This is a genomic window from Paraburkholderia sp. AV2, from assembly GCF_054968425.1.
The window spans coordinates 66,041-80,747 of record NZ_JBANLK010000032.1 but is presented as its reverse complement, the minus strand read 5'-3'; the positions used below and the strand labels follow the sequence as shown (position 1 = coordinate 80,747).

At 60.4% G+C, this 14,707-nt stretch carries 7 protein-coding genes and 1 pseudogene; 2 read left to right on the top strand and 6 right to left on the bottom strand.

The features are described from left to right. Window positions 1-960 precede the first annotated feature (960 nt). The 4 genes and pseudogenes from V8683_RS21155 to V8683_RS21140 form a co-directional block, all read right to left on the bottom strand. A pseudogene (locus V8683_RS21155) lies at window positions 961-1,413 on the bottom strand (RHS repeat-associated core domain-containing protein); the annotation flags it as partial. A 433-nt stretch (window positions 1,414-1,846) separates the two neighbouring features. Next, window positions 1,847-6,427 (bottom strand): DUF6531 domain-containing protein, encoded by a 4,581-nt coding sequence (locus V8683_RS21150; protein ID WP_411192970.1) that lies wholly within the window; start codon window positions 6,425-6,427, stop codon window positions 1,847-1,849. Window positions 6,428-6,440: 13 nt separating this feature from the next. Next, entirely contained in the window at window positions 6,441-6,863 is a 423-nt protein-coding gene (locus V8683_RS21145) for a DUF1795 domain-containing protein (protein ID WP_411192969.1), read from the bottom strand. 36 nt (window positions 6,864-6,899) lie between these two features. Further along, window positions 6,900-8,789: a type VI secretion system Vgr family protein gene (locus V8683_RS21140; RefSeq protein WP_411192968.1), complete on the bottom strand. Its 1,890-nt coding sequence runs from the start codon at window positions 8,787-8,789 to the stop codon at window positions 6,900-6,902. A 214-nt stretch (window positions 8,790-9,003) separates the two neighbouring features. On the opposite strand from V8683_RS21140, the gene V8683_RS21135 reads away from it, so the two are divergent. Together V8683_RS21135 and V8683_RS21130 are read left to right on the top strand one after the other, a co-directional pair. Further along, entirely contained in the window at window positions 9,004-10,083 is a 1,080-nt protein-coding gene (locus V8683_RS21135) for a hypothetical protein (protein WP_411192967.1), read from the top strand. Window positions 10,084-10,091: 8 nt separating this feature from the next. Further along, window positions 10,092-10,850, top strand: coding sequence for a hypothetical protein (locus V8683_RS21130; protein ID WP_411192966.1), 759 nt, complete (start codon window positions 10,092-10,094; stop codon window positions 10,848-10,850). A gap of 25 nt (window positions 10,851-10,875) precedes the next feature. Here the strand turns inward: V8683_RS21130 and tssA are convergent, their stop codons facing one another. Together tssA and tssH are read right to left on the bottom strand one after the other, a co-directional pair. Further along, window positions 10,876-11,979, bottom strand: coding sequence for a type VI secretion system protein TssA (gene tssA / locus V8683_RS21125; RefSeq protein WP_411192965.1), 1,104 nt, complete (start codon window positions 11,977-11,979; stop codon window positions 10,876-10,878). 57 nt (window positions 11,980-12,036) lie between these two features. After that, on the bottom strand, window positions 12,037-14,703 hold the full coding sequence (tssH, locus tag V8683_RS21120) for a type VI secretion system ATPase TssH (protein ID WP_411192964.1): 2,667 nt from the start codon (window positions 14,701-14,703) through the stop codon (window positions 12,037-12,039). Window positions 14,704-14,707: the final 4 nt, after the last annotated feature.

Below are 14,707 nucleotides of genomic sequence, written 5' to 3'. Positions count from 1 at the left end.
ATAAAAAATATTTTTTACTCCCCCCGCGGGGGGGGGCGGGGGGGCCCCCCCCCCCCCCCGGGGGGGGGGGGGGGGGCCCCCCCCCCCCCCAAAACCCCCCGCGAAACAGGGCCGTGTGCCTCACCGCTCCAGAACTGCGCTCGCCGTCGCGCACCGCTCCGGCGCGGAACCCGTCAAGGCAGCGCAACGCGCGCCCGCAGAGCCTGGCCTTGACGGCGTGCGGTGTGCCACGCTCAGTCATGCGGTGCAAGACGGCACGGTGGCTTGCACCGCATGCAGACCGAGCTTTTACGTTGCTTAGGGAGCGATTTGTCCTTTCAATATGGCCGTTGCAAAAATTCGTGCGGCGTTGCGATCCTTGCGGAATGTTTCATATTGAGCCTCCGTCAAGATTATTTCCCTTTCATATTGAGAAAATCCGCCCATTAGCACAGCCATGATTGGCAAATTTCCCCTAAAAAATACTCTATATAACCATGGTTCATTGAACTCGTCCATTTCAATCATATTTAAAATATTCACAAGGGATTTTCAATATAGCTTCCAGCAGGGATTTGGTCCGTAACTGCTTCCGGAATACTGCCAGATGTATACCCTCCTGGCTTCCAAAGAGCATTCGCTTCCGACTCGTTGCTTGTTGCTATACGAAGATCAACCGACGGCGGATCTGGAATATCAATACGGCTAAGAGGAGTTCTTTACCACGATCCGGATGGAATTCCAAGCGCCTGTTCAAGTTCGGACACACTCCCACCAGCGGATTTCATTAGACTGTCTAAATACGAAGATGGCATAACAAATTGCCCATCAGGGCGTCCAATAGGATTGCGTCCGTAAGTATCAAGCGCACTTGCTGGAGTTATATATGAGGCACTGCCTCTAAATTGATCCCAATGAGAATCAACGCCGTCGGCTGTTTTAACAAAACGCCTCGTTTCGCTGTCGCGCCATCGGTTCAAAGCAAGGGGCCAAGCCCAGCGGATCCACCCACAGCACCGGATCCTGCACATAAGCCTGAGTGCGTAGACCACCGTGCAACCCAATCGGATCCGTGCTCAGATACTGCCCCGTCTCCGGATCATAGTACCGGTTCAGGTTGTAATGCAGCCCCGATTCATCATCCGCCCACTGCCCCGGAAACCGCAGCGTCGTATCGATCCCGCACGCACCATCATCGTCGTTCGCCGCCCGCCGCGCCGGCAGCAGCCTGCCCCACAGCGAGTACGACGCCTTCCACACCGCCTTGCCCTGCGCATCAAACACCGCCTTCGGCAGGCCCACCTGATCGGTCAGAACCGGATACAGGCCCTCGTCCGTCTCCTGCGCCAGCGGCGCAAAGCTGCCCGGCTCGATATGCCACGTCACTGCCTCCCCGGTCGTGCCGTCCCGCTGCTCGACCCATCGCTCGGCCAGCGCCGTTCACTTCCAACCTGCATATGCAAGGTAAGGAAATTTCGTCCCCGAGGGGTCTGACGAATTGAGCTTTTTCGCTTAGAGTGTTTCAACCGCGCCTTCAGCTCCATCTGTATCTCATCAAAAGATGCAGGATTCTCGTGTTAATGTGCCAAGTTTCTACAATTCCCACAGCTGCATTTCTGATTCGAAGACTCAATTCACAAAATTTTGTGATTTTTCAGGCCTGATTATTCAACAATAGTTGAATACTATCTCCTTCAGCAGTGCTTGATCTTCCGGAGAACTTCTCCCAGATAAGTCCGATGTCAGTTCGGCCAAAATGTGTTTGGTTGGAATTCTATCTCGAACGACAAGTGCTAACAAATCCTCCCGCTTCTTTTGTGGTTGAGCATATTTTTCAATAAGATGAATTAAATTGACTCGAAGTTCATCAGGGGTCATTTTCGGGTAATAATGTAACGTTATCAAGACTAACTTTAGTGCCAGGTGCTGCTGGCAGAAGCTGCGCCTGGCCTCCTGACCCATATTCTGGATATGCACTGGTTATGGGCTCAAGATCTGTACCATTATCTCCATTAGAAAATGGGACTCGTGCGTTAACTGATCCATCTTGGCTAAATAGCTGTAATGTATCAAATTCTCCCTTTAAGCGCCCATCGCTCCACGAATCAGGATTCCCCTCTTCGTAGAATATCTGGAATCCGTCGCGCACGGATGCTCCAGAAGATAGATCTGAAAATCCAAAATAACTTAATGGTGCTTGCAATGTACTCGCAGTTGTCGCCGCAAAGCGGCTGTCCATGTAACGATAGCCGACGGCCGGTAATGCTACTCCATTACTATTGACATAAAAACTAGAACTCCCCAGCTTTGAAAATTTTGCGGCATCTTCCGCAGAATACCCCGCCTCACGATAGATTTTGTAACGTTCATATCGAAAGGCGCATATAGCAAGACCTAAAGGATCGAAATAAAGCACCGGATCCGGCACATAAGCCTGAGTGCGTAGACCACCGTGCAACCCAATCGGATCCGTGCTCAGATACTGCCCCGTCTCCGGATCATAGTACCGGTTCAGGTTGTAATGTAGCCCCGATTCATCATCCGCCCACTGCCCCGGAAACCGCAGCGTCGTATCGATCCCGCACGCACCATCATCGTCGTTCGCCGCCCGCAGCGCCGGCAGCAGCCTGCCCCACAGCGAGTACGACGCCTTCCACACCGCCTTGCCCTGCGCATCGAACACCGCCTTCGGCAGGCCCACCTGATCGGTCAGAACCGGATACAGGCCCTCGTCCGTCTCCTGCGCCAGCGGAGCGAAGCTGCCCGGCTCGATATGCCACGTCACCGCCTCCCCGGTCGTGCCGTCCCGCTGCTCGACCCATCGCTCGGCCAGCGCCGGACCGTCCCACAGGAATTTCACCGCCTCGCGCCCGCCCACCTGGCGCTTCTCCACCCGCCGGTTGAACGCGTCGTAGCCGTACACCCACACGCCGCGCTCCGGCGTCACCACCTTCACGAGCCGGTTCAGACCGTCCCACGTGTATTGCCAGATCTTCGGCCGGAAGCCTGGCTGCTCGACCGTCTTCTCGATCGTGCGCCCGCGCGCGTCGTACCGGTAACGCGCATAGCCTACTCGCTCAGGCAAGCCGCCCCGGCCATAGCGGTGTACATCCACCGGCGCCTGTTGTCCGTTCGCCGCGATGTTCATCGCCGCGTCATAAGCAAAGTGTTCGGCGGGCTGCAGCAAGCTCTCGGCCGAGATAACCTGCCCACGCACGTCGCGGCGATAGGTCGAGATGTCGGCGTCCGTCTCGATCCGCTCCAGTTGTCCGGCGGCATCGTAGTGATACCCCTGCCGGGTCAGTTGCTCGAGCGCGCAAACCGGATCGGTCTGCAAAGCCTCGAGCGCCGGCGCGGGCCCGGCGATCTGCCGCCGTAGCCGCCCGAGTGCGTCGTACTGCTGTTGCGCAATGAAGTCGCCCGCCTGCCGGCCGGTCTCCCGGCCCAGGCCGTCGCGCTCGATCGTCAGCCCACCCACCCGCGTCAGCGTACCGAGCGTGTCGTACGCATACGCCGTCTCGCGGCGCGGCGTCATCCGCAACTGACGCTGGCCGTCGACGTCGTAGACGTGCCGCAGCAGTTCGCCATGCTGATCTTCGCCGATCAGGCGGCCGTTCCGGTCGTACGCCAGACGCGTCACGTGAGACTGTTGCTCCCCGCGCACCTCCGCCGAGGCCAACCGTCCCCGTACGTCGTAGCGGTAGGCCAGTTTCACGTCACCGGCGTCGACTCCGGTCAGGCGGCCAAACGCATCGTATGCGTACCGCCATTGTCCGCCGTCGGGCAGCGTCTTCGTCAGGAGGCGGCCAATCGCGTCCCGCTCGTATTTCGTCGCGCGGCCGCCCCAATCGATTTCTTCCGCAAGGCGGCCGGCTGCGTCATAGCGGTAGGTCCAGGTTTCGCCGAGCGCGTTGACGACCTTCGTCAGCCGGGTTGCATGGTCGTACCCGAAGTGCGTCGCATGCCCCGCGGCATCGATCGAGGCCGTCAGGAGGTCGAACGGTCCGTAGGTCCTCTGCACCGTGCGTCCAAGCGGATCGGTCCACTCGACGGGCAGTCCTTCGCTGTTGTATTGCGCCCGCGTCGTCGACCCGTCCGGCCGCGTGACGGCCCTCAGCAAGCCACGCGGATTGTCCGGGCCTGCGGCATAGTCGAAACGGGTCACGTGCCCCTCGGGCGACGTTTCCTCAAGCACGCGGCCCAGCACGTCGATCTTGCGCCGGAGATGCGCGCCGCTGGGCAGCTTGATGTCGGTTAGCCGCAACCGGTCGTCGTAGTCGAGTCGCGTCTCGCGCTTGCCCTGGATGATGCGCAGCAGTTCCCCATGCGAGCCGTACCGGTAGGCCGTCTTCGTGCCATCGGGCTCGATCCTGGCGGTCAACCGGTGAAGATGATCGTACTCGAGCCTGATCCGTTCCTTGCCGGGCAGGATCGTCGCGGTGAGTCGCTGCTCGTCGTCGTATTCGAAGCCGATGATGCGGCCCGGGACTTCCTCGACCGAGGTCAGTTGCCCGCGGTGATCGTAGCGGTAGTTCGTGCGCCGTCCGAGCGGATCGATCCGCGCCACCAACCGGCCAAGCTCCCATTCGGACCGGGTGCAATGGCCGAGCGGATCGGTTTCGGCGCTGACGAGACCTTCGTCGTCGTGGTCGTAAACCCATTCGCCGTCGGCGTCGAGCACGCGCGTACGCCCGGCCTCATAGACGAATCGTCCCGTGTGGTAACCCTGCCGGGTACCCGTCTCGACCACGCGCCCGGCGTCGTCATACCGATACCGAACGTCGGTTTGATCGGTATCCCGCCACTGCGTCATCCAGCCGCGTTCGTCGTACGCGTAGTGAAACTGGCCGAACTGGAAGCTCGCCACCTGCACGAGCCTGCCCCGTTCGTAGCCGTAATCGACGAGCGTTCGCAGACTTCCGTCCGCGTCGTGCAGCACGATACGCTGCGGACGATGGTCTTTCCCGTGATACACGACCTCGAGCCGGTAGCCGTCGCTGTGCGCCAGTCCGCTCAGGCGCCCACCCGCGTCGTACGCCAATGCGATCGTGTTGCCGGACAGATCTTCGATCCGCTCGAGGCGCGACGAATGTCCCTCGACCAGCGGCGCGAAGACCAGCAACTGGCGGGTATTGCGGTCCAGAATCCGCGGTTCCTGGCGACTGCCAATAAGCCGATAGCGCGGCTCACGCAGGTTGACGCCGTCGAGCGCCACGTCCGGGGCGTCGAAACCAATCGCCAGTCCGGTACCGTCGTGGAATCGCACGAACCGCCCGTCGTCGATTGTCAGGCGTTGCGACCAGTTGTCGGACCAGCGGTAACCCAGCAACCCCTTGTCGTCCGACCGGGTGCGATAACGGCGCCTGAGCGCGAGCGGCAATACCCCGGGAATGGCCAGATCGGTGCGAATTTCCAGCATTTCGCCGGTCGCGACATCCACCGGGTCTTTCTTGCAGGTCGAAACCTCGTCATTCTTGCCGCTGATTTCCGCGCTTTCTGTCGGCTCGGGCGTTTTCAACGCCTCGCCGAGCATGCCGCCAATCCTTGCGCCGATCAGGCCGCCCAGCAAGCCGGCAAGGAATTCCTCAGCGGCGGAGAGCTCGGGATTCCTGGGACCGTATTGTCCAGTCGTCGTGTCGGCCCAGACGCTCTTGCGCCCCGAATTGACCTTGGCGCTGCAGTGAGTGGAGTGCCCGATCCGAACGAGCGGCAAACCATTGATCGTGATCGTCCGGCTACCCTCGACCAGAGGCTCGGGCGAGCTGGAATGTTTCGAACAGGCGACCACATCGGTCACTCTTGCCGCCTTCCGCCCTTCGAACGTGACGTCGGACGAGCCAGTCGTTATCTTTCCGCAGTTGCTGCCCATGTGCTGGCTTGCCGCCGCGAGGGCGCCGCCAAGGCTGAGCCCCCCGGCCATGCAGGCGCCGACAATGAGCGCGCCGGCCAGACCACCGGTCGCCACCGTCGCCGCCACCATTGCGCCGATCGCGACGCCGGTGGCGAGGCCCGCCACCATCCCCCAGAATCCCGACGAATGGGCAATCTCGTCATCCACGCATGCGGGGTGAGGATCGCCATTCCCGATGGTCAGGCCGAGCGCATCCCCTACGCGCTCGGCTCCCTTCTCAATTGCACCGGTTACGCCTATCTTCCCCAGTAGCCACGCCCCCCCCAGCGCCACGGCAGCCGGCACGGCGGCAAGGGCGGCGGCGCCTGCCGCCGCCGCGCCCGTGGCACCCGGCGCAGCGAGCGCCGCCGCCCCGGCTGCGTAGCTGCCATAGCCGACATCTGCGCCCAGCATGCCGTAGTTGGCGCCGTCGACCCACTTCATCTGCTGCTGTTTGGTCGCGTCGCCGTCTTCGAGCGTATTGAGGTATGCGAGCCGCTCGTCCGCACTGCCGGAGGGTACTTCGGAGTCCGTGTTATTCACGTCCTGGTCGGCCATGATCGCGTATCGCTCAGTTCGGTTCGTTTAACTTGAGGCTCTGCACGACGGCCTGCACCTGCGCTCTTTGCGTGTCGCTGAGATGGCCGGGAACCGTGAACGTGAGCATCAGCACCTGCTTGCCATGCTCGACCATCGTGATCAACTGCTGGACCGGCGAGCCGTTATTCAACCATTTGAAGTCGTGCACCGAGGCCTTGCGCCCCGACACCTGCGACTCGCTCGCAGCCACGAACTCGTAACCCGGGACCTGCTTTTCCAGCTTTCTGGCCTCCCCCGCGGTGTACTCCTCGAACCGCATGCCCCAAGGCAGGCGCTCCCGCGTAATCACGAAGCTCACACCCTCGGTGCCCGTCGAGGCGGACACAAACACGTTCATCGTCTTGTCGAGCCACTCGGGTGGCAACGACAACGTCCCTTCCTGCATCTGGTACATGATCTCGTCCGTTCCTGTGGCTCGGCTGGTCAGCCCTCAGGGTTTGTTGTCGGGGTTGATGTGGGTATTGCTCGCCTGGACCTTGATTTGCGATCCGTCGATCGTGATCTTCGACGCGCCCTTGTAGATCTCGATCGCATCGCCGGTCATGTGGATCTTCGTGCCGTCGTCGCCGCCCACCTTGATCCAGAGTTCCTTCGTTTCGATCGTATGGGTGCCAGCCGGCGTCTTCTGGTTCGTATCGCCCTGCGTTACGGTGTCCACCAGATTGCCCGCCGAGACGGTAGTTTTCTGGTCCCCCTTTTCAACCGTGATAGTTCGGTCACCACCGAGAACCTGCGTCGTCTGCGCGTCCTCGACAACGACGTTCATGTCTTTTTCCGCCTGCAGCCATAGCTCCTCGGCCCCCTTCTTGTCCTCGAAGCGAATCGCATTGGCCGTGCTATAACTGCCCGTTGTGGAGCGTGACAGGATGCCGCTTTGCGTCGCATTTTCGGGGAGCTTCCATGGCGGCGGGTTCTGCTGGTTGTAGACGCGGGAGATGATGAGAGGGCGATCCGGGTTGCCGTCGAGAAACGACACGACCACCTCGTCGCCAACCCGGGGAACCTGGACGGCGCCGAAACCCGAGCCGGCCCACGCCTGCCCAACCCGCACCCAGCACGAACTGCGGTGATCCATCTGCCCGAGCCGGTCCCAGTGAAACTGCACTTTCACGCGGCCCAGTTCATCCGTATAAATTTCTTCGCCCTTGGGACCCACCACGATAGCGGTCTGCGGCCCCGCGATCATCGGCTTGGGTGTCGTGAGAGAAGGCCGGAACGGAATCTTCTTGCGAATGCAGACGAAACTGTTGGAATAGGTCGCCGATCCCTGCGCGCTTTGAAAGTTGTTGGTGCCGTGATGACTGACGGCAATCACAAGGAACTCGCGCTCCTCATCCTGGCCGCTGTCGTGATCGTAGTGGCCCGTCAACTGGAAGGTGCGGCCAGCCGTAAGCGTGCGGCAGTTGCTCGCGCCGATGAAAACCTTGCCCTCCGCCTCCAGCGCTTCAAGGCGAAACCGCATCAGTTCCTCACCGCGATCCGTCGAATCGAAACCGTGAGCGCCGAGATAATCGTAGATCTCGTACTTTTCGACATCGCCCTGATTCGTCAACGTGTCGCCGGAGACGTAACGGCGGGCGGCGGGCGCCTTGTAGTCCGCGGTCTTGAGACTGACACGGCCTGACTCCAGCTTGCGGTCCGCGCGAAACTGGGTAACGACGTTTTCCTCGTCGAACATCTCTCCGGTGGCATACCGCAGCACCGGATTGCCGTCGATAGGCTTTGCTACCACGGAGTCGTCCGTAATGATCAAGGTGTGGCCTTGCTCATCATGTTCGAAATAGAAAAAAAGGCCGTCCTGCTCGAGCAACCGCTTGAAAAAATTCAGGTCCGACTCCCTGTACTGCGTGCAATAGCTGTACGGCTTCAACGTCCTGCGGACCCGGAATTCGAATTTGGCGATCGCGCCATACTGGGAGAAAACCTCGCGAAGAATGGCTTCCGACGTTTTCTCCTGAAAGATGCGGATATCGTACCGGCGGCCGAGCATCCATAACCACGGCCGCAGCGTTGCCGAATAGGTCGACAATCCGCCATCCGTGCCGAGATGCACGAAACGCGTCACATAGCCGTGAAAATACCGGGTGGTGCCGTCCTGCATGCTCAGATCGACCGTTAGATCCTTGGCGATCAGCTCTTTCAGTTCAATTGTCGAATCCTGGGACGTCAGCCCTAACTCGATCGTATAGACCCGCGACAATTCCTCGTGATAGGCGAAATCGTTAACAAGCAGTTGCGACTGGCCGGATAACGGGGTCTTGAGCGAAAAGAGCCTGTTATTCTGCAAACTCAGGATCTGGGTGAAATCGGACATCTGCATGCGGCTCCCCTATGCGCATACGGCGCTATCCACGAGAGATCGTGGTTTTTCGACACGAAGGCGGTTAAAATCTTCCCGGCGATTATAGATGGATTTTCCTGCGCCCGAAATCAGTTGTAGCCGGCTTTAACAGTTTGGTCGCCATAGCATTGTGCAATATATAGCCGGTCAGAATTTCCTCGTTGCCAACCCATCTTAAGCAAGTCAGGTAAAAATGGCTGATACCGATTTTTATGCTTGTACGGCGGAAAATCCGGGGGCGCTGTACGGACATCCCGGACTGCTCGGACCGGGAGCGGGCCCCGGGATCGGCCCGGTGCTGGGCATGGGTACCGACGTGGCGGCTACGACTTTCGATATTGGTGGCAGCTATCCGGCCGATCCGGGGGCGGCAAGCCGTTATCTGATTGCAAAGCTCAAGTACGACACTGAAATGACACCGGACGAGCGTCTGAATACGCTTGTCCAGCTTCGGCAGGCATTGCGCGATGCCGAACAGAGTTTCAGCAAGACGGAGTTCGGCAAGCTTTACAAGGAGGCGCAGAGCGTGCCGGGATTGGGCGGCGACGTACTAAATGGTCTCTACGCTCCGACCAACATCGGTTCGACGCTGGCAACGGCTACCGGCGCAGCACTCTCCGCAGCCCAGAAAGCTCCAACGTCCGACTTGCTGGACATACCGGAAGACGTGCGTCAGAAGTTGTTGGCGTGGGCGAGAAAAAGCGGCAATCAAGGGATCAAATCGGCGCGCAAGCGGTTTGGCGACGTGCTGAAACTGACGCGTGTCGACGGCAAATGGATGTTCGAAATTCCCGCCGGCAAAAAGGCGGCGGGCTATGTCTTGCGAAACCGCGCCGCTCAGAACGTGGTCCGCATTCCCGCCTATCGACAGGCGGCACTGGAAGCGCTTGAAGCCAGGAACCGGCTGAACATCGACGGCTTCGGCGAAACAGTCGGCGGTCACATTACCGGCGTAAGCGCGGGTGGTCTGCTTGCGTTAGGGCCGCAGGCCATTTTCGATGCCATTGACGCCGACAACCTGCACCAGTTCATGAGCCTCGAGGCACACAGCCAGCCAGCTAACGCTGCTGGCTGGCTGGCAGGTTGGGGAGCAGGAGCCTATGTACCCGGCATTATCGTCGCAACCCTGGGCCTCCCCGCCGAACTCCCGGCACTGGCTGTTCTGGCAATCGGCTTTGGCGTCGGCCTCGGCGTGCAGGTACTCGTGTCGCATTACGCAGGAAAGCGCATCGGCAACGCATGGGACCGCTTCATGGCAGAACATCATTGGTAAGCAGAGACATGGAACAGGCACTCATCCGTACACCCATTGCTCTGTTTGTTATGACCGTCGTAACCAGCGGATTGGTCGCACTATGTTTCCCGCCGACCACGTGGCTTGTTCTTCCCCTATTGGCTATCGTACTTGCGTATAGCCTGTTCGCGTCCTTCTTCGCGACCCGGTACACGACTTACCATGAGGGGCTGAAATGGCTGCTTACGCTCAATTTCTTTTTATTCATCGCCGCGATGACCCAAACGGCGCTCGATCCGTGGTTGCCACAAGCGGTGCGAATCGCGGTGATAATTACTTACTTTGTTCTGCTGACAATCACCTATCTGATTTGCTACCACAAGGAACGGCGTAGAAGCTGGAGTGAGTTTGATAAAACACTCTCGAATCCCGCGCTCGTCATCGAAAAAGGGAAAGTTCGGCGAATCGTGCGAACCGGGGAATCTGGCAAGAAAACATCGCAGACAAATGCCGTGGCAAGTATCGGAGCGGCACTTGGGATTGCCATGCCCGGTCTTGTCGGGGCACTCTTCGGCGCGACCGGAAAGACTCTGCTACTGATGATAGTGGTGGCGGCATTCATGGTGTCGCCGCTCTTTCTGCTGCGCTATTTCGTTACCTATGGAATTGGTATCCGCGAGGTTCGTAAAGCCGAACGACAACGCAACCAACGTTTCGAGTTCGACAACGTTGCTGCACTTCAAGAAGCCCGCCGCACCATTTTTGTCGCCCGGTTGCTCAATCCCCGCCTGCGCTATCGGGATTGAGCGCCACGAGGCAGATGCCGCCGGATCACTCCGCCTTCACCCCCAACAACTCTCGCAGATACGCAAGCGACCCGTCGTCCTTCACGACGCTCTCAAGCCACACATGAAGCGGCATCTCCGACCACTCCGCCGCTTTGTCCGCGAGATAGGCAACGGGGCTATGCGGCTCCGTCTGCCGGAAGTACCGCGCAACGGCCCGCAACTGCGCCACGGCCTGCGAGCGGCTCCGGATTTCTCCGCCCCCCCCCGCATGCGGTGCCACTCCTGGCTGCGCGGGCGGTTGTTGCGCATGAAGCGGCGTCTTGAAGCCTGGCTCCACTCTCTCCGGCACATTGTCCTGCACCGGTTGGGTCTTTGGCGGCGTATCGCTATACCCCTGCTCTCGCGCGAATCGCTCCGCGAGCCCATACACGTTTTCATATGCATCGTGTAACTGCCGGAAGCTGGGCGCCGCATTGCCCGCATGCTGTTCGAGTTCCTTCTCGAATGCGTCGACCGCCGCCGCGAACACCTTCAAATCCGTGAGCAGCGCTGAATAGAACGCAACCGGCGTCATCCGTTTCGACGCGTCGATCTGCTCGACCGACGGCTTGCCGCGCGCAATGTCGTCAGCATGCTCCGGATTGCGTCGCACCGCTTGCGCCACGTGCTGGGCGACTTCCCAGTCGACCATGCTGAACGCATTAGAGTCGCCTTCGGTCAGTGGCACCGCGCGCAGCAGTTCCGCCGTACGAGCCACGAGCCACGAGACGTTACCAAGCCGATATTCGGCATCGTCACGATCCATTATGGGATGTACGCCTTCCCAGAAGTCGCGGCACAGCCCCTCCAGCAAGGCGTAACCTTGCGTCAATCCCTTGACGCCTTCGTCCATGCCAAGCGCTTCGGTCAGCCACACGGCAAGGCGCAGGTCTTTGGTTCGGGCGCGAAGCAACGTGGTCGATTGTTCGACCACGAAGCCCCAATCTGCTTCCTTGATCTCGGTAACCCACTCCCCCTGGTCGAGCGAGGGATCATCGAAGCGGCGTGCGTGCTGAATCGCATCAAAGTCGGACGAATACAGCAAGTCTTCGCCGCACGGTGAGGTGTCGCTGATCGGTGTCAGCAGTTCGGTCAGATTGATGGACATGGTTCAGGCAATCGAGGGATTCTTCAGTGCGTCATCGTGTGCCGCGCGCAGCAGCGTTCATGCAAGCGTGTACTCGAACTCGCCGGTGTCGTTGGCTCGCACCGTGATCCGGTCGATCGTTCCGCCTTCGGCGAGCCGCTCAAGCACACGAGTCGCAATCTCCGGCAACAGTGTTCCGTTCAGGATGTGATCGACATTGCGTGCGCCTGAATCGACTTCTGTGCAGCGCGCGAGCACCGCGTCGACGAGCGTTTCGTCCCACGAGAACGCGGCGCGATGATTGGCTTCGATCCGCCGGCGAATGCGCTCCAGTTTCAGTTCGATGATCTCTGCCAGCACCTCGTCGGAAATTGGGTAATACGGCACGACTTTCATCCGGCCAAGGAACGCCGGTTTGAACGTCTTGTACAGTTGTGGCCGCAAGGTTTCGGTCAGCGCATCCGGATCCGGCAGATCCTCGGCTGGCTTGTTCAGGCACGCCTGCATTACCGCGGACGAGCCCACATTTGACGTCAAGATGATCAACGTGTTGCGAAAATCGATTTCGCGGCCTTCGGCGTCGTCCATCATGCCCTTGTCGAACACCTGGAAGAACATTTCGAGTACGTCCGGGTGCGCCTTTTCGACCTCGTCGAGCAGCACGACCGAATAGGGGTTGCGCCGAACCGCCTCGGTCAGCACGCCGCCCTCGCCGTAGCCGACATAGCCGGGCGGCGAGCCTTTCAGCCCCGAAACGCTGTGTGCCTCTTGATACTCGCTCATGTTGATCGTGACCATCTTGCGTTCTCCGCCGTACAGGATGTCGGCAAGCGCGAGCGCGGTTTCGGTCTTGCCGACGCCCGAGGGGCCGACGAACATGAATACGCCGCGCGGTTTGTTCGGATCCTCGAGATTTGCCGTAGCGGTTCGCACGCGCTGTACGATGGCCTCAAGTGCATGGTCCTGACCCATCACGCGTGCGGCCAGCAGCGAATGCAGGTTCATCACGGTTCCGATCTCGTCTTTGACCATGCGGCCCAGCGGAATACCGGTCCAGGACGCAACGATTTCCGCAACCGCGTGTCCATCGACCTGCATCGGCACCATAGGCTCGTCGCCCTGAAGCGCATGCAGCGCCGCGACGCGCTCCGCGAGTGCCTCGCGCTTTGCCTGCACGTCAACCGACTTGCCTTCCGCGACGGAAGATCGCGCCGCATCGAGCGCCGCCCGCAGTGGTGCGATCTCGGCCACGATTGCCCGCTCGCGTTCGTAGCGTGCTTCATCGGCTGCCAACTGCGTGCTCGCGCCTTCGCGCTCGGTGCGCAGCTCACCAAGTCGTTCGTCATGCGAAGCACCTGCGGACACCTCGCGCTCGAGCGAGGCGATTTCGGCGTCGATCCGCTCGATCCGTCTCCTGGTGTCGTCGATAACCGAGGGCGTCGTGCTCTGGGCGAGCGCAACCTTGGCGCATGCGGTGTCGAGCACGCTGATCGCCTTGTCGGGCAGTTGCCGGCCGCTAATGTAGCGATGCGACAGACGCACGGCCTCCGTAATCGCATCGTCGAGAATGCGGACGTTGAAATGTTTCTCCATCAGCCCGACCATCCCGCGCAGCATCGACGCCGCGAGGGTCTCGCCGGGTTCCTCGATTTTCACGACCTGGAAGCGCCGCGCAAGCGCCACGTCTTTCTCGAAGTACTTCTTGTATTCGCTCCACGTGGTCGCCGCGATCGTGCGCAGTTCGCCGCGTGCGAGCGCCGGCTTCAACAGGTTCGCGGCATCGTTCTGGCCGGCCTGTCCGCCCGCGCCGATGATCGTATGCGCTTCGTCGATGAACAGGAGGATCGGATGCGGGCTTTTCTTGACCTCGTCGATCACGCCTTTCAGCCGGTTCTCGAATTCGCCCTTCACACTTGCCCCGGCCTGCAACAAGCCCATGTCGAGCATGTGGAGCGCCGCACCGCGCAGCGGCAACGGCACGTCATCAGCCGCAATGCGCAGCGCCAGCCCTTCGACGACGGCCGTTTTGCCAACCCCCGCTTCGCCCGTCATGATCGGATTGTTCTGGCGGCGGCGCATCAGAATATCGATCGTCTGGCGAATCTCGGCTTCGCGGCCAATCACCGGGTCGATCTTGCCGTCGCGCGCGCGCTGCGTGAGATTTGTCGTGTATGTATCTAGCGCGGGAGTCTTCGAGAGCCTCGCAGCCTGCGCCGCATCCGCCGGTTCGGTGCCTGACGCTTCCGGCGTCCCTGCGTTATGCGGCTCGGCCTCCGCCGAACCTTCGGTGAGGAGGTCGAACTTGTGTTTCAAGTCGGCCACGCGCACGCTGGCAAACAGCGCGGACATCTGCTGCGAAAGCTGGACCAGATCTGGCGCGCTCAACAACGCAAGCAGCAGGTGCCCCGACCGGATACGGCCGAACTCCGTATCGAGCGAAGCGATTAGCCACGCCTGTTCGAAAAGCGCGATCAGATGCACGGAGAACACAGGTGTACGCGTGTTGCCCGTCTTCAGCTTCGGCAGTTCGCGCTCCAGGTCCGCACGCACCGCGTGCACGTCGATGCGGCTCGCGCGCAGGGCGAGCGTCACGTCGGACGCGGGATCGTCGATCAGCGCCAGGAACAGATGCTCCAGTTCGATTTCGTAGTGGCCGCGCGAAAGGCACGCGCCTGCCGCACGCTCGGCTGCCCGCCTGCACAGCGGATCCAGTTTGGTGATCAGGGTCTTCAGAGGCGTACTCATGGAA

Bases quoted from the DNA above. Each gene is read 5' to 3' on its own strand.
- tssH (WP_411192964.1), bottom strand. From the start codon at position 14,703: ATGAGTACGCCTCTGAAGACCCTGATCACCAAACTGGATCCGCTGTGC.
- V8683_RS21135 (WP_411192967.1), top strand. From the start codon at position 9,004: ATGGCTGATACCGATTTTTATGCTTGTACGGCGGAAAATCCGGGGGCG.
- tssA (WP_411192965.1), bottom strand. From the start codon at position 11,979: ATGTCCATCAATCTGACCGAACTGCTGACACCGATCAGCGACACCTCA.
- V8683_RS21130 (WP_411192966.1), top strand. From the start codon at position 10,092: ATGGAACAGGCACTCATCCGTACACCCATTGCTCTGTTTGTTATGACC.
- V8683_RS21145 (WP_411192969.1), bottom strand. From the start codon at position 6,863: ATGTACCAGATGCAGGAAGGGACGTTGTCGTTGCCACCCGAGTGGCTC.
- V8683_RS21140 (WP_411192968.1), bottom strand. From the start codon at position 8,789: ATGCAGATGTCCGATTTCACCCAGATCCTGAGTTTGCAGAATAACAGG.
- V8683_RS21150 (WP_411192970.1), bottom strand. From the start codon at position 6,427: ATGGCCGACCAGGACGTGAATAACACGGACTCCGAAGTACCCTCCGGC.